We start from the raw sequence: 14,573 nt of genomic DNA, 5'->3' as shown, positions 1-14,573 counted from the left end.
GTCGTGATCGGCTTCGAGGCCGACGCCCAGTACCTCGACTTCGGCCGTAACCGGAACAACGCCTTCATCTCCGGCGCCGTCGCCCCCGGCTACTACGTCACCGACCCGCGCGGCCTCTCCAGCCTCGACTACTTCGGCACCGTGCGCGGCCGCCTCGGCTACGCCTTCGACCGCACCCTCGTGTACGCCACCGGCGGCTTCGCCTACGGCTCGGGCAGCGCCGACCGCTCCTTCGGCGGCTACGCCGGCAACGACAGCTTCCGCACCGGCTACGCCGTCGGCGGCGGCATCGAGTATGCGCTCCCCACCGACTCGTTCCTGAACTTCTTCCGCTCCTCGGCCGTGACGCTGAAGGTGGAAGGCTTGTACGTGAACCTGGAGCGCGGCACCCGCAACCAGGGCGCCCTGGTGGTCAACGCCGCCAACCTCGTCCCGGTCGCCTACAGCGCCATCGGCCGCCGCGACGACGAGTTCGCCGTCGTCCGCGCCGGCCTGAACTACAAGTTCGGCTCGTACTGAGATCCGGTCGCGCTGCTCCCGGCGGCTGTGCCGGGAGATGCGGCGGCGGGCGAGGGGTAGTTGGTCCTCCTCATCGCTCTCCGCCGCCGAAGAGCAGCCGATCGGCTGACCTTCGCATCCCCAGCCCGATCAAACTGGCCGCGAGGTCGGCAGCACCCTGAGAGCGCAAGCTCCCGGGGTGTTTCTTCGTTCTGGAAGGGCCGTCCGAGCGGATCCGATCCCATCCCAACCCATGGCTCGCCATGACGTCGTCGCAACGCGCGTGACGGTTATGGCGAGTTGAATTCTCAACGCATCGAGCGCCGGCCGCTGACCGGACCGTCATCATCAGATGACCCGGCCGCATCAGCCGATGAGGGTGCCAAGGCGCTGCCGCCGCTCGGCCGTTTGTGTTTCGGGTCGATCCGGTATGGATAGGGGGCTCCTCACATGGAGGCGCACCTCTGTCGGACGAGAACGAGCCCCCCGACTTCGACGCGAGACGTCCAGGTTGGACACCCGCGGCCCGGAAATCCCGCAAGGGCATGTCGAAGCGGCCGAAGCGCAGCGTCGAGACCGGGGGCGAGTGCCGTCAGAACCGCCTGAAGACCGGCACGCCGAAGCTGGACGATGTGGGTCGGGCGATGCTCGTGCGGTGTTGCGGGTTCTGCAAAAACGTCCCGCCTTTCGAGAGGCGCGGGCCCTGCGGCGCTGTGCGACCCGACGGCTCGCGTTGGCGTTCTTCAACGAGGCCAACCGGGTGATCGCCGACATCATCGTCCGCGCCGAGCACGGCCGAACGGAGTGGGTCGACAGCCGCAAGTTCCGGGTATGGCGCGATGGCGGTTGCAAGGGCCCCCGCCCGGAGCGGAAGGGCGACCTGAAGGGCAAGGTCGATGCTCTGCCGACCGGATGGCACGATGCCCTGGACGAACACAACGCCATGTCCGCCGGGCTCGGAGCGCCGCGAGCCGTCATCGGATGACGCCGCCTGAGCGGCCATCGGCCGGCTGCTACTAACGGAGTGCCGGGTGATTTCTGGGCGCGCCGGGGTCGTCACCCGACCGCCCAGAAAAGCGGGAGCGCGCCGGCCAGGAACAGGGCCGACGAGAGGAGCACGGCGAGACGCTCGCGATGATGCAGGACGAAAGCGTGAGGGCTGGCGAACATGGCAGGCCGGATCGGAAGAGGGGTCAGCACCCTCGCGCCTGAACCTTGACGGATCGAGGGCGCTTCGCGCTTTCCACAGGCGATGGCCGACCTCTGTCGCTGCCGAGCCACATGCTCTTGGATGTGTTCAGGCGCACCCCGCAGTAGCAGCGTCGCGCGTAGCCCTTCTTCGTGGCTGCTATCGCCCCCTCAGTAGCCCGACCCCGCGGCGCAGTGACCTCCAGGGTTGCTGCGCCGTTGTCGTTCCGGGTCCCTGCCCGAGAACGCGGAAGTGTCAGGAGCGGCGCAACAGTTCACACTGGCCCGAAAGGCGCGGGCCGAGCCCTCTAGGGGCCGGCCCGCCTGCCGTTCGGTTTCGCCTGTCAGAAGCCGTAGCGACGCTGCAGAGTACGCGCAGGAGAGCTGCCGCCACCATCCGTAGCGACCGCCTCGCGCCGTTAACGCTTCCTCAAGGAAGTCGCTCCTGCACGGCTAGCGACGTCGGCACGGACGGAAAGCCCTTCCGGGCCGGTCACGGCCTCGAAAAGAGAGCCTCCCTTTGACGCGAACCGATTGTCGGCATGCGAAGACCACTCGTCAGCAGACGGGAGCGGCAGCCCAAGCTGGTGGGCGAGCGAAACGAGCTCCTTCAAACGGCCGGTCTGGGTCTTGCGGCGCAGGTTGAGCCGATGGGTCTCCACAGTGCGCACACTCAGCGCCAAGCGCCGGGCGACCTCCTTGTTGCTGAAGCCTGCACAGAGGAAGCGCAGGACGTCGATCTCGCGGGGGGACAGACCGAAGTTGCAGCTCTGGCCCGCCTTCATGGCGCCCGGCCGCTTCGGAGGAACGAGGCAAGCCGCTCCCTTCACAAGGGCAAGCAGCGCCGCACTGAGTTCCTGCTGCGAATGTGATCGCCCGACGAAGGCATCAGCACCCGCATCCAACAGAGACTCAAAGTGGTCCGCTGTCAGCGCGTCGAAGGACACCAGGATGCGCAGGTTCGGCCGGCGTTCCCTCAGGCCGGTGACATGCGCGATTCCCTCCGCGACCTTGTCCGAGCTGAGACAGACCACAGCGACCTCAACCTCGACATCGGCTTCGTCCAGGCATGCCTCGCCGAGTAGGCGGATCTCCGGCAAGTGATCCAAAGCAGCGCGGGCGGCGGCGCTCAGGTCCTGCGCTTCATCCAGGATCAGGACCCCAACAGTCGTACTCATGACCTCGCACCCTTTGTCTCTCAGTTCGATATGCCGAACCGGGATTAGAAGCAGGTTTGCGAGGAATTTTTAGATGTTTCTTGCGCTCCGCCATATATGGCCCAGCCAATATCCAGACATAACGCGCACGACGATCTCACGAAGGCGATCATTGTCATTCTGCCAAAGCACAAATGCCGCTCGCAAGTTAATGTTTGGCGATAGAGCGGTTTAGATCCATATACAATTGTCGAATTGGGCAACACGCTCGGCCAGAGACAGCTCAAGTTAGGCACTGCGCGTGCGGTTGAATGTCGCGGGCGGGCGACCTATCTGTATTTGCCGTCCCGCCGAGCCCGATCCGCTTCCTCGGCCGCTCCTAACCTGACCGGCCGGCTTTGGACCCTTCTGATCGAGAGGATCAGCCGGGACCGAAGAAGTCGGAGATGCGGCGAGATCGGAAAACGGGCGCGGAGCAGGTCGTGCTGACGCTGCGCCAGATCGAGGTGCAGACGGCCCAGGGGCAAGAGCTTGGCGCTGGCACGCGAGGAGGCAGAGATCTCCGAGCAGCGCTACTACCCTGGCGCAAGGACTGACCCGCGCCAGGCCTCCCGGAGGCCGTTTGGTTTGGGTCAGGCGGCCAAGGCTTAGATCTCGGCCTGGGCATAAAAGCGTGCCTCCGCCTCGGCGGGAGGCACGTTGCCGATCGGTTCGAGCAAGCGGCGGGTGTTGAACCAATCGACCCATTCGAGGGCGGCGAACGCCACCGCCTCGAAGCTGCGCCACGGCGCGCGCCGATGGATCACCTGGGCCTTGAACAGACCGTTGATCGTCTCGGCCAAGGCGTTGTCGTAGCTGTCTCCGATGTTGCCGACCGAAGGCTCGACGCCCGCCTCCGCCAGCCGTTCCGTGTAGCGCACAGCAAGGTATTGGCTCCCCCTGACGCCCTTCTGTGTGTCAAGCCGCGATTTGGGTCTGGTTGATCGCCTGCCGCCTCCGGGTGATGAGCGTGAACACCTCACGGGCGATGTAGCGCTTCAGGCAACGGATCGCTTCCAGCTTGGAGTGGCCTTCTGCGATGCGGCGGGCCACATACGCCTTGGTCCGCTCATCGGTTCGCAGTCGCCCGATGGCGATAATGTGCAGCGCGCTGTTAGCCGCGCGATCACCGCCTCGGTTGAGGCGATGGCGCACCGTCTTGCCCGATGAGGCTGGCACGGGGCTCACGCCACAAAGCGCCGCGAAGCCTGCCTCTGAGCGCAAGCGCTCGGGATTGTCGCCGGCCGTCAGGAGGAGCTGAGCGGCGCCATTGCTGCCGATGGAGTTGCGGGCCACGAGGTCCGGGGCAAGCTCGTCGACGATGGCGCCGATCATGGCATCGAGATCGGCGATCTCGTCGTGCAGTTCCAGATAGCGCCGCGCCAGGGACTTCAGGCCGATCCGGTAGGCGGCCTCGACGTCGCGGTAGGCGCTCAGATCAGGCCGCCACGCCGCCAGGGTCCGCACGAGCTGCATCCGGGTCATCCGGCGCAGCGTCTCGCGCAGGGCGTCCGGGGCGCACACGATGGTGTTGTGGATCATCTGCAGGGCGATGCGCCGGGCCGCGACCGCCGTCTTCCGGCACGCGCTCAGGACGCGCAGCGACTCGACCATGCCGTCGCGGGTGCGCGGCGTGACGGTACGGGTGCCGGCGAAGGCCGCGTGCGCCGCGCTCTGTGCGTCGAAGTCGTCGTTCTTGCCCCGCCGGCGACGGTCCTGGGTGTCGGGGGCGGTCACCTCCAGTACCTCAATCCCGGACCGCTGGAGGAAGCGAAGCAGGCCGGCACCATAGCTGCCGGTCGATTCGACCCCGACGCGGCGCAGCGGGCCGAACGAACGCATCCAGGTCAGCATCTGCCGATAGCCCTGGCGGGTCGCGGCGAAGCTGGCGGTCGCCAGAACCCGATCCCGGTCATCGACGACCGCGGCGACATGCAGATCCTTGTGGGTGTCGACACCGCCGATGACACGACGCTCGTGAGCTTTCTCGGCACTCATCCCATCCTCCTGTCGATCGAGCCTGATGGCTTCACCACGACCGGATGCGCGGACAGGACAGTCACGAGACCAGACGGTCAGGCCCTTCTCGGGTCACAGGCATCGGCGAGGCAAAACCTCACCGCAGGGTGTTCCCGGGCGGCCGACAGGTCCGGGGAAAGACACGGCCAGTCGATCAGAGTGCGAGTCAGGCCGCACCGGGACGCCCTGCGGCGCCAGCTTAACCGATGGTCCATCGCTGTGCGGGTCAGACCACCCGGGAACTGGCGCAGATCTTCTGACTGTCGGAGTGGTGCACGAGCCCGCTCCTCTGGAGGGGCCGGCGCTCGTGCAGGGCCTGCTCCAGAGCGTCGAGCACGAAGGTGGCGTGAGCCGTGCGGGAGAAACGCGACCGGCTTTAGAAGAGTGCGACGAGCGCAACACCAGCCACCATCAGCAGGCCACCGAGGATCCGCCAGAGGCTGGCCGGATGCACCTCAAAGCCGACCAAGCCGAAATGGTCGAGCAGGATGGAGGTCACGACGCCCGCCGTCACCAGAAGCCCGAGAAACGCCCCGGCTCCCACGTGCCGAGCAATCAGCAGCTGCGCGATCACAACTCCGCCGCCCATGAAGCCGCCGCCCCACGCCCACCACGGCACCTGCGACAGCTCCTGGGTTGTCGGCCATGCCAAGCGACGGGATATGAGGCCGATGATTAGGACGGTCAGGGAGGTGCCAATTCCAACGATCAGACCTGCCACGAGCGGCTGAGAGAAGCCTCTGGCGAGGGTGCTGTTCTGGCCTGGCTGGATGGCGTTCGCGATCCCAGCCAGCAGGACGGCGCCGTACAGGTACCACATGTCGAGATCCAATCGGTGAGATCTCGCTAGGTAGGGCTATCTGCGTCTCTTCCACGTCCCCTGGAACGCCTCGCGTGGACCGACTCGTCAGGGCGCGACCGCGTCGTCATGGAAGCCGCGGGCATCGAAGAGGCGCCGGACGACACCGGCACGCTTCGCCTCGCCGGCATTCGGCTGCTGGCGCTGACCGGCTGCCGCCTGGGTGAGATCGTGAAGCTGCGATGGTCCGAGGTCGACAGAGCGGAGCCATGCCTGCGGCTTGAGGACTCGAAGGAGGCGCCTCGGTCCGGCCGATCAGCAAGGCCGTCCTGCTGATCCTAGACGGCATCGAGCGGGCCTCTGGTTCGGCATATGTCCTGCCGACAGCGCGGGGAGGGCAGGGGCCTTTCACGAGACTCGACGACGCCCTGGAGCGCATTGTGAGCAAGGCAGAACTGGAAGGCGTCTCGGCGCACACCCTCCCACACTCCCTCGCTTCTACCGGTGGCGGCCTCGGCTACAGCGACTCGACGATTGGCGCGATGCTGGGTCATGCCGGGCACGGCCTCACGTCGCGGTACATCCACCACCTCGACGCGGTGCTGATCGCCGCAGCAAACCGCGTCGCAATGCAAATCGCTGGGGCGACGAGCACGACGGAGAAGCTATGAGTCGTGAGCGCACAGGATCGGACCGCAGAGCGGCCTCGGGATAGGGCAGGCTGACGACCTCGTGGACCTGCTGAACCGCTTGGCGGTGCAGAAGGGTAGGGACGTTTCGAATTGAGCACAGCGAGCATGAGCGATGGCCACAACTTAATTCGCGAAGCCGTTGCGGCGCTCCGGGCCCGCGGCCACAACGTGGAGCCCTGGACCGGTAGCCTGCCCTACCGGCTGGTCGACGGCGAGACGCTGACGGACGGCGACCTACTCGCCCTCGCCGTGCGAGTCGGCCTCATGGACTCGACGTCGACCAGGCTGCAATAGGTCGCCCATGGCCAAAGAACCCCCGCCCGTCTCCGGACTGCGCAAGGCCGCCGAGGTTACCGATCAGGAGATCGACGCCGCGGTCGACGCGGCGCTCGCGGACTTGGCGACCGAGGCCTACCCGCTGGCGAAGGGCTGGACGCTCGACCTCCTCGAGACGCTAGGCACCAACACTCGCGCTGCCGAGGCGCTCACCACCGACAAGCCGGCCAAGAAGCGCAACATGGTCCGAACCGCGATCCCGCTGGGACATCCGGCGAAGGGATGAGCGAGCTCATCGCCTGCAGGGCCGATCAGCGGCACTGGTTCTATGACAACAAGTATCTTGTCGCGGGTTTCTGCCTGCTGCTGGTCGTTGCGATCTTCTGGCAGGTCAGCCGCTTCGAGGGTTTTCAGCCCATTTTCCAATGCGGTAGCCGGGCCGGCATCGACGAGGAGGTTTTCTCATCCGGTATGCGGGCATGCATGGCCGATGCGACAACGCAGGCGGCTCAGGCACGCTGCGTGCACGTCGTCTACGTCTTGGCGTGCACAGACGAGAAATGGCGGTGAGTAGCGCTGAGCTCGCCGCGAGCCACGGGCTGGTGGAGGAGGGGCTACCTTGAGGTCCGTTGGCTAACCTATGAGCTGCCTCGAAGCGGGAGTCTGAGCGAGCAGCTCAAAATATCATTTGATGGCGATGCGAGCGGTATTAGCGATTTAATCTCGCCGCTCGTCTTGAAGCTACAAATTGCGGGAGAAGCAGGCGATGGCCGCAGATCCGCTCACCGGCCAGCGCGTCCTTGTCGTCGAAGACGACTACTTTATCGCCAGCGACCTAGAACAGGAACTGGTTGCTGCTGGCGCGACGGTTGTCGGACCCGTGCCATCAGTAGACGCCGCACTCAATCTTCTTGCGGAAGACAGGCCCGACGCCGCAATCCTCGACGTGTACCTGTGCGATGAAAGGGTCTTCCCGGTCGCTGACGCTCTGGTCTCGGATGGTGTGCCGTTCTTCTTCATGAGCGGCTACGATCGACGAGGAATGCCCGAACGTTACGCTTTCGCCCGCTGGCTGCATAAGCCGCTCGAGCCTCGGAAGATGATGTCGGAACTCCGGCGCCTGCTCGATAGGGCGGCGTAGTCGCGAGCCACGGACTCGTAGACGACGGCGACTCACGATAGCTGGGGGTCGTCATGCCTTCCGAACCGATCGCGCCAGTCCGCGACCGCCAGCTCGAGGCCGTTCGCGCATGCCTCCTCTACCCGCAGGGGCTGCGCCGCAGCGCCTGTCCGTCGGCCATGTCGGCCCTGCGGAAGCGGGGGCTCGTCGAATCCCGTTCGGCCCCTGGCCCGGGCCGCCGCGTAGACGCGTGGTTCATCACGCCAGCCGGCCTAGCGCATCTTGTGGAGATCGACGCGAGCAAGCCGGGCGCAGCGCCGCGGCTTCAACGGGCGGCAGACCCGTGACCGACGAGCAGATGGCCTAACTGAAGGCGCTGTCCGACGTGCGCTCCTGGCACCGCTGGGAGTTGGCGCAGTGCCTCGGCGACGTCCGAGCCATGCAGGCCCACGAGAAGGCTATCGACTGGCCCGACATGCTCATCGCCACGAAGAAGCTGCACGCGGCCCAGGATGAGGCCGAGCGGCGTCGCGGCGAGGCGCGGCCGCTGGGTTAGAGCAGGCCGCCCGCCGGGCCGCCGGTCAGCGTCTTGCCAGCCCGGGTAACCAGCTTCGAGAAGGCCAGCGCCGCCGAGCCCTGCGCTTCGGACGGGGAGGTCCGGTCCGATTCCATCACCGTCAGATGCGCTACGTCGAGCAGCACCCAGGTCCAAAGGTGGCGACCGGTTGCGAGGATCTCGAAGTGCATGGCGCGCTCGGTATGCGAGTGGACATACCCGCACCGTGCGCTCGGAAAAGGCTCGCCGCGTTAATGGCTTCGCAGGCGCAACATCCTGCGCCGGCTTACATCGTGGTTGCCCCATCCTCGCAGATCACAGGCGGGATCAGCCGCGCCCGTTCGCCGCAAACCGTCTGATCCGCCGACTAGTGTCGCGCAGCAAGCAATCTCGCGAAGGCGAGCAACTTTCGACGATCGGATAAGCACTCGATGTCGTTCCATGTTCTCAGCAGCTCATAAGGACCGTCTGGCCCAAATTGAGCCGCGGCTTCGTCCAATAGCCCTGCTTCCGGCGCGCCGAGCGCAGTTGCAATCCGCCGAAGGAGTGCTCTTTTCCGAGCCTCGCTTTCATCGAAATCTTTCGGCAAACTCACTTTAACGCGAGCTCCAACCAGCGCCACGGGAAGCGCCGACCGACGCCGTATCCGATATACTGAGACGATTTGTTATTGCGATCTAATCCAGGTGCGATACTTAAACTCAGTACAGATGCACTGGTATCAATTCGCGGCATCACGGGGGCTTGGGTCCACTGAGCGATTTCGAGGCAATGGCGGAAGCCTGCATCTCCATTCATGAGGAAATTGCCCGCCACGGCTCGGCGGAGATGCAGACAGCTTCACGGATGCTGCTCTTCGCCCTCGCTGCAGAGATTCGGCGTCGCGAGAAGGCCACGTCCGCCGCGAACGACGACTCGGCCTAGCAGGCTGTTGAAGAATTCGGCCAGCGGCGGGCACTGAAGGGGATATCGTCGCCGCCGTGGCGCCGATTTCGCCCCGAAGCGAGCCGTCGGCTCGAAGCTCGGCCCATCCGGGGCCGCAGGCCTCGTCCATCTCGTCGTTCCCGTTTCAGTCGAATTCAACGGCAGCGTTATCACCACCACCGGCGACGGCCCCGGTGACGCATCCGAAGGCGAACTCGCCACCGGTGGCCTCGAAGAGGATGTAGGCCGGCTCGACCAGGTCGGCATAGTCGTCCGCGTGGCCGGGCAGTTCGACGATCCGCCACTTGCTTAGGACGCTTACGCCAGGGCTCCGAGCAGCTTGGGCAGGCGAACCAAGTTGTCGGCCGCCGGCGGTGAAGGCGAAGACCTATCCGATCCTATCGTGGCCCCTGAAGCGGGTTTTCAGCTGGCCACCGATGGTCTTGATCCAACTGACGCCCTCCTCGATGCGCTTGCGGATCTTCTGGCTCATGCCATAGCCGGCATGGCGGGTGGTTCGCCTATCGATGGACGAGCGGCGCCTGCTGGTGTTCTGGGCCACGTGCGCGCGGACATTCATCGATCTCAGCTCGTTGACGAAATCCTACGCATCGTAGGCCTTGTCAGCGCCCATTAAGATGGCCCTGGGCCGGTCCGCCCTCGGCTCGATCATCGCCAAGGCGGCAATGCGCTCGGCGTGGCCGTCCGCCGAGGTCAGGCAGGTGTCCACGATCCGGGCCGAGCGGTTCTCCATCAAAGCGTGGCCGATGAAGCAGAGCTTGGCCTCCATGCCCGGGCCCTTGCGATAGAGCCTGGCTTCGGGATCGGTGGTGCTCGCGTGCGTCTCGTTTGAGTGTGCCTGTCCTTTGAAGTCGACCTCGGCGTTACGTCCGCCAGCGGGCGGTAGAGCTTGGTCCCCGCTTTGATCCTCGGGCGTGAGGCTCTTCATCGACGCCCAGGCTTCGATCAGCGTGCCGTCGACGCTGAAGTGATCGCCGGACCGGAGCCGCTTCACCCGGGGCCGGGCGAGCACGGCTGCCAGGAACTTGGCGGCGATATCACCGGACAGCCGGCGGTCCCGGTTCTTGCTGAAGCTCGAGTGATCCCAAGCCGGATCGTCGACACCCAGCCCCACGAACCGGCGGAACAGCAGGTCGAACTCCAGTTGCTCCATCAACTGCCGCTCCGAGCAAATCGAGTAGAACGCCTGCAGGAGCATCGCTCGCAGCAGCATCTCAGGCGGGATCGACGGACGACCTATCCGGGCCACATAGAGCGCAGGTAGTCCTGGTTCAGCGCTGCAAGCGCCACATACGTCAGCTACCGGATCATGCGCAGGGGGTGGCCTGACCGGACCCGTGCTTCCAGGTCCACATAGGAGAACAACGTCCCCGATCGCTGATCCGAACCCCGCATTCGCCTTCCCCACGCGCTCCCGAGAAGGAGTGAATCATCCTCCGCTCGGCCACGCCACGGACTTCTTCAACAGCCTGCTAAGTGATTAGCTTTCATCGCCCTGGGCGATCCCAAGATTCTAGGCGTGCAAAACCCCGCGCCGGTGGACTGGGCAGGCTGACGACACGATGGGATGGCTCAGCGCTTGCGATGATTTGGGGGCACAGGAAGACGTGACAACACCTCCTCGCACATCGTGCCGAGGCTACTACGCATGAGATTTTTCGCCCAGATCCGGCGGCCAGCATCCATCAATTCGATAGCCTTGGGCTCAGGCGTCTCTCTTGCACAGGCTTTCATGATCTTCATGAAGGGATACTCCACCTTCCGGCCGCAAGATTTTTGTGCCTGCAGAAATATTCCATAATTTTGGAAATTCCTAGGGCAGTCATCATCTGCAAATGCGGCCGACATCGATCCAAATATCAGCAAAATTGCAAAGCTAGATCGCATTGGTTCTATTATATTCCATTGGTCGTATTTGGAACAGCGGGAACGTGAGACGTCCGCCACCTGAGTGCCATCACGGGCCGCCTCCCGGGTGTGACGCCTCAGAGACGCCGGCCGGCGTGGAAGGGTTCCGTCGATCTGCGCTCGCGGGTCTGGCCGTCGTGATAGCGCTCCCCACCTCATGAACGGGTGGGGGATCTAGGGTGTGAACCGAACCAAGCCGTTGCGGGGTCTGTCGTTTTGTGATTCCAGGCGGCCGTTTTGCGGCCTGGAGGCGGTGATGGCGGACCTGTTCTGGCTCTCGGATGAGCAATGGGCGGTGATCGGACCGTTCATGCCCAAGGATCAGCCCGGACCCGAGCGCAAGGACGACCGGCAGATCATCTCTGGCATCCTGCACGTGCTGACGTCGGGCTGCCGCTGGCGCGATTGCCCGGCCGCCTACGGCCCGCGGACCACGGTCTACAACCGCTTCAACCGATGGTCGCGGCGCGGCTTCTGGAAAGCCATGCTCGCCGCGCTGGCCAAGGCCGGATGGACGGGCGATGCGGCTGCCCTCGACAGCAGCTACGTCCGCGCCCACCGCTCTGCCCATGGCGGCAAAGGGGGGCGACGGCGCAGGCCATTGGCCCATCGCGCGGCGGCCAGACCACCAAGATCCACGCGCTCACTGATGTCCTCGGCCGCCCCGGCGTCCTCCTGCTAACGCCCGGCAACGCCAGCGATGTGACCACCGCGCCTGCGGTGCTGGCCAAAGCGCCAGGCCGGATCCAACGTCTGGCAGCCGACAAGGGCTACGATGCCGACTGGCTGCGCGCTGACCTCCGCAAGAGCGGCATCACGCCGGTCATCCCGGGCAAGCGCGGCCGCAAGCGGAAGATCCGCCACGACAAGAGCCGCTATCGGGAGCGGTGGCGGATCGAGGCGACCTTCAACCGCCTCAAGGACTTTCGCCGGATCGCCACCCGCTACGACAAGCTCGCACGCAACTACGCCTCGGCCCTCGCTCTGGCCGCCGTCATCGCCTTCTGGTGCTGATCGAGTCCAAACCCTAGGTTGCGATGCTCGACACCACCTGCGCCGCTTTACAGCCATGTCCGCGAAGTCACGGGGGAAGGCGATCGCAGAACACGAAAAAGCCCGCGCTGGCGAACCGGGCGGGCTTATTCGCAGTCTTGTATCGCCGATCAGTCGTCGCGGCACTCGGGAGCCTCGTGGCAGAGGCAGGCGAACTCAACGAAGCCGGCGATGACGGCGGCGGCAAACATGGCTTGGACGTGCATCAGCTCCTCTGGGGTGGAACATCTCCGAAACTGACATGGGTTGTACGGCGTCGAATGCAAAAGGCGCCGCGCGCAAAGTGAGGAGCCAACGAAAAGGCCCTGCGCGGCGGTGCCGGCGGGGCTGAAGTCGGCCTGCCTTTGAGGCTGCAATGCTAGGTTTTAGCCGCCGCTTTAACGGCTGCCGCTGCCGCTGCCTCCAGCACTGCCATTTGGAACGGCCCTCTCAGGTAGGTTCGCGTTGCCGCCGGCTGCCGAGTCCGTCGTGATGGTCTCCGCTCCCGTTGCTCCGCGAGGAATGACGACGTTACGATCATTACCAGTTGTGTTGGGCTGAAGCTGGATAGCTGCACCGCCTGATCGCGGGGTGCCGCCGGGTGCAACCGGCTGAGCTGACGCCATTCCTGAGGCAATCGCAGCAAGCGAAGCAATTAAAACGGTCGACACGGCGCGCATTGATCATCCTTTCAGATCCATTTTTAGGACAATCTCGCCGTAAAATCAAAGTTCCCATGCAGGATATCAAATATTATACGGGATGCGAAACGGGTTGCTTGCGCTATGATTTATCGAGCGCGGCGCACCCCTTAGTAAAATACCGCTAGGATCCTTTGGCCGGCTCATTTGCTCGCACGTACCGTAATGGCTAGTCGCTGACTTCGAGTAGGTCCCTCCGACCATGAGCCAGCTGCCTGGGGCCAGCGGGCACAAAAAAGCCGCCACGGCCGGGGCCGGGCGGTTCAAGGTGATTGCTCAGGGATGCTCGGTAGACCCGCGAGGGAGCGCCGAGTTCCGGTTTGCCGTGCGGCGGCCTCTGCCTGCCAGTTCCGACGATTTGGCTATCGCGCGGGAGCCGAGGTGCCTCCGCCCGTGCCGACGCCAGGGCGAGCCGTGCCGGTTCCCGGTGCAGTCGCTGCACCAGCTGCGGGCGAACGGGTGCTCGTGCCAGTCGTCTCTTCGGCCGCCTTCTGCCCTTCGCTCTTCACCGAGCCCGGGTTGTTCATGTTGCCGGTCGCGCTGCCACCGCCTGCGGGCTGCTGGGCGTAGGCGGCGCCCGTCAGCGCGATGGTAAGAGCGGCCGCAAGGCCGAATGTCTTGGTCATCATGTGCGTTTCCTCGGTTTGGCCCGTCTTCGGGCTCATAGGGCAACGCGGCTGCGGTCGGTCTGTTCTGAGCGAGGTCGGTGATGGCTGAGCGGCGCGGACGCGCGCGAGATCATCGACCGTGTGATCGCCTCCGACCCTCAAGCTGGGGACGGCGACCTGATGGCCAAGGCGCGCACATGGATGCTGATCGCGCTGGGATAGCGGCATGCCGAAGCTCCCCTCGCCTCGAGGCGCCCGGCCGCGCCCAGATATTCGCCCGCGCGTGCTAGCTTCCCTCACCGCTGAGCCAAGCACGGCCACCGAAATAGCCGAACGCGCCGGTCTGCCCGGCCGAGAGCGCGCTATGCACGCGGCCCGCGCGCTGGCTCGCGCGGAGGCTGACGGGCTCGCAGTCAGTCAGATGCACCGGACCGTCACCCGGTGGCGTGCGGCGCCATGAGAAGCGATGGCCGTGACTGCAACCGACCCAACGCAGCCGCCAGGAGCGCAGTTCGCGTTTCCTCAATGCGGCCGTCAGTCATCGTCCGACAACTTGGGCTGGGGTGGTGCGTGCCCTTTGGTGGAGGCAGCCTGCAACCAGGGTATAATAGCTCTGGCCTCAGCCATAGCCTCCTCCACCGTCGCGAAGAGACCGGAAGGAGGATATCCTTCTCGCCAAACCGCAGGCGTGTCGTCCCAGGCCTCGAAGCTGTCTTCGGTGTAGAAGAAGAAGCCAACCTCATGACGATGGACCGTCAAACGGACCCTACCGTCCTCGCATTCGATCTGGTGAGCGATAGTCGCAGACATGGCTTAATTCGGTGTCCTATCGTCGTCGTCTCCTCTTAGGGTACGATCGACGAAAAAGAGGACGATATCGAAACGGCGCTGGAACGGCCGCTCCGCCTACGACCCAACGCAGTCGTTCACGATCAACCCGGCTAACCCTATAAGCGGACGTAGCAGAGCCCTGGAGGCCCGCATGATCTGCCCCCAATGAAGTGGTCCGCCCTGAGGTATGGCTTTCGGGCCAGT

Annotated in this window: 15 protein-coding genes and 3 pseudogenes; 10 read left to right on the top strand and 8 right to left on the bottom strand. The window is 64.9% G+C overall.

What is annotated here, in order from left to right:
- Both ME121_RS31015 and ME121_RS31010 read left to right on the top strand, forming a co-directional pair.
- Positions 1-519, top strand: a 519-nt coding sequence (locus ME121_RS31015; protein ID WP_491892926.1) for an outer membrane protein, incomplete at its 5' end; no start/stop codon positions are given.
- A gap of 712 nt (positions 520-1,231) precedes the next feature.
- On the top strand, positions 1,232-1,483 hold the full coding sequence (locus ME121_RS31010) for a hypothetical protein (protein WP_029359251.1): 252 nt from the start codon (positions 1,232-1,234) through the stop codon (positions 1,481-1,483).
- A 622-nt stretch (positions 1,484-2,105) separates the two neighbouring features.
- Here ME121_RS31010 and ME121_RS31005 read toward each other — a convergent pair.
- The gene (locus tag ME121_RS31005; protein WP_029359250.1) at positions 2,106-2,864 is read right to left on the bottom strand and encodes a LuxR C-terminal-related transcriptional regulator; all 759 of its coding nucleotides are present in this window, start codon (positions 2,862-2,864) and stop codon (positions 2,106-2,108) included.
- A gap of 425 nt (positions 2,865-3,289) precedes the next feature.
- Here ME121_RS31005 and ME121_RS34600 point away from each other — a divergent pair.
- Positions 3,290-3,422: pseudogene (locus tag ME121_RS34600) on the top strand (IS3 family transposase); the annotation flags it as partial.
- Positions 3,423-3,490: 68 nt separating this feature from the next.
- Here ME121_RS34600 and ME121_RS31000 read toward each other — a convergent pair.
- The 3 genes and pseudogenes from ME121_RS31000 to ME121_RS30990 all read right to left on the bottom strand — a co-directional run.
- A pseudogene (locus ME121_RS31000) lies at positions 3,491-3,784 on the bottom strand (integrase core domain-containing protein); the annotation flags it as partial.
- A 16-nt stretch (positions 3,785-3,800) separates the two neighbouring features.
- The gene (locus tag ME121_RS30995) at positions 3,801-4,880 is read right to left on the bottom strand and encodes an IS110 family RNA-guided transposase (RefSeq protein ID WP_029361753.1); all 1,080 of its coding nucleotides are present in this window, start codon (positions 4,878-4,880) and stop codon (positions 3,801-3,803) included.
- A 397-nt stretch (positions 4,881-5,277) separates the two neighbouring features.
- A complete protein-coding gene (locus ME121_RS30990) occupies positions 5,278-5,721 on the bottom strand; it encodes a DMT family transporter (RefSeq protein ID WP_059410200.1) in 444 nt (147 codons plus the stop codon).
- Between the two features lie 419 nt (positions 5,722-6,140).
- Here ME121_RS30990 and ME121_RS30980 point away from each other — a divergent pair, with 419 nt between their 5' ends.
- The 6 genes from ME121_RS30980 to ME121_RS34595 all read left to right on the top strand — a co-directional run bounded on the left by ME121_RS30980 (position 6,141) and on the right by ME121_RS34595 (position 8,344).
- A complete protein-coding gene (locus ME121_RS30980; RefSeq protein WP_059410198.1) occupies positions 6,141-6,371 on the top strand; it encodes a site-specific integrase in 231 nt (76 codons plus the stop codon).
- Between the two features lie 126 nt (positions 6,372-6,497).
- The gene (locus tag ME121_RS30975) at positions 6,498-6,686 is read left to right on the top strand and encodes a hypothetical protein (RefSeq protein WP_059410197.1); all 189 of its coding nucleotides are present in this window, start codon (positions 6,498-6,500) and stop codon (positions 6,684-6,686) included.
- A 7-nt stretch (positions 6,687-6,693) separates the two neighbouring features.
- Positions 6,694-6,954 (top strand): hypothetical protein, encoded by a 261-nt coding sequence (locus ME121_RS30970; protein WP_059410196.1) that lies wholly within the window; start codon positions 6,694-6,696, stop codon positions 6,952-6,954.
- Positions 6,951-7,238: a hypothetical protein gene (locus ME121_RS30965; protein ID WP_059410195.1), complete on the top strand. Its 288-nt coding sequence runs from the start codon at positions 6,951-6,953 to the stop codon at positions 7,236-7,238. The genes ME121_RS30970 and ME121_RS30965 overlap by 4 nt, the downstream gene beginning before the upstream one ends.
- 196 nt (positions 7,239-7,434) lie before the next feature.
- On the top strand, positions 7,435-7,809 hold the full coding sequence (locus ME121_RS30960; RefSeq protein WP_059410194.1) for a response regulator: 375 nt from the start codon (positions 7,435-7,437) through the stop codon (positions 7,807-7,809).
- 364 nt (positions 7,810-8,173) lie between these two features.
- Positions 8,174-8,344, top strand: a complete 171-nt coding sequence (locus ME121_RS34595; RefSeq protein WP_165850993.1) for a hypothetical protein — start codon at positions 8,174-8,176, stop codon at positions 8,342-8,344.
- On the opposite strand, the gene ME121_RS30955 is transcribed toward ME121_RS34595, so the two are convergent.
- From ME121_RS30955 to ME121_RS34590, 3 genes and pseudogenes are all read right to left on the bottom strand, one after another.
- Complete coding sequence (locus ME121_RS30955; protein WP_059410193.1) at positions 8,341-8,535, bottom strand: hypothetical protein; 195 nt, start codon at positions 8,533-8,535, stop codon at positions 8,341-8,343. The genes ME121_RS34595 and ME121_RS30955 overlap by 4 nt on opposite strands.
- A gap of 1,051 nt (positions 8,536-9,586) precedes the next feature.
- A pseudogene (locus ME121_RS30950) lies at positions 9,587-10,684 on the bottom strand (IS5 family transposase).
- 177 nt (positions 10,685-10,861) lie between these two features.
- A complete protein-coding gene (locus ME121_RS34590; protein ID WP_165850992.1) occupies positions 10,862-11,032 on the bottom strand; it encodes a hypothetical protein in 171 nt (56 codons plus the stop codon).
- A gap of 421 nt (positions 11,033-11,453) precedes the next feature.
- Here ME121_RS34590 and ME121_RS34585 point away from each other — a divergent pair.
- A protein-coding gene (locus ME121_RS34585) for an IS5 family transposase (RefSeq protein ID WP_089231432.1) occupies positions 11,454-12,211 on the top strand; the annotation gives its coding sequence in 2 pieces (ribosomal slippage) (positions 11,454-11,790 and positions 11,790-12,211; 759 coding nt in all).
- Positions 12,212-13,292: 1,081 nt separating this feature from the next.
- Here ME121_RS34585 and ME121_RS34580 read toward each other — a convergent pair.
- Positions 13,293-13,559 (bottom strand): hypothetical protein, encoded by a 267-nt coding sequence (locus ME121_RS34580; RefSeq protein WP_089231434.1) that lies wholly within the window; start codon positions 13,557-13,559, stop codon positions 13,293-13,295.
- Between the last annotated feature and the right edge of the window lie 1,014 nt (positions 13,560-14,573).

This window comes from Methylobacterium sp. ME121, assembly GCF_000974725.1.
In the GTDB taxonomy this organism is placed as follows: domain Bacteria; phylum Pseudomonadota; class Alphaproteobacteria; order Rhizobiales; family Beijerinckiaceae; genus Methylobacterium; species Methylobacterium radiotolerans.
This window is presented reverse-complemented; position numbering and strand designations above follow the sequence as displayed.

Bases quoted from the DNA above. Each gene is read 5' to 3' on its own strand.
- ME121_RS31005 (WP_029359250.1), bottom strand. From the start codon at position 2,864: ATGAGTACGACTGTTGGGGTCCTGATCCTGGATGAAGCGCAGGACCTG.
- ME121_RS30955 (WP_059410193.1), bottom strand. From the start codon at position 8,535: ATGCACTTCGAGATCCTCGCAACCGGTCGCCACCTTTGGACCTGGGTG.
- ME121_RS30965 (WP_059410195.1), top strand. From the start codon at position 6,951: ATGAGCGAGCTCATCGCCTGCAGGGCCGATCAGCGGCACTGGTTCTAT.
- ME121_RS34590 (WP_165850992.1), bottom strand. From the start codon at position 11,032: ATGAAGATCATGAAAGCCTGTGCAAGAGAGACGCCTGAGCCCAAGGCT.
- ME121_RS30990 (WP_059410200.1), bottom strand. From the start codon at position 5,721: ATGTGGTACCTGTACGGCGCCGTCCTGCTGGCTGGGATCGCGAACGCC.
- ME121_RS30960 (WP_059410194.1), top strand. From the start codon at position 7,435: ATGGCCGCAGATCCGCTCACCGGCCAGCGCGTCCTTGTCGTCGAAGAC.
- ME121_RS30995 (WP_029361753.1), bottom strand. From the start codon at position 4,880: ATGAGTGCCGAGAAAGCTCACGAGCGTCGTGTCATCGGCGGTGTCGAC.
- ME121_RS30975 (WP_059410197.1), top strand. From the start codon at position 6,498: ATGAGCGATGGCCACAACTTAATTCGCGAAGCCGTTGCGGCGCTCCGG.
- ME121_RS30970 (WP_059410196.1), top strand. From the start codon at position 6,694: ATGGCCAAAGAACCCCCGCCCGTCTCCGGACTGCGCAAGGCCGCCGAG.
- ME121_RS34580 (WP_089231434.1), bottom strand. From the start codon at position 13,559: ATGATGACCAAGACATTCGGCCTTGCGGCCGCTCTTACCATCGCGCTG.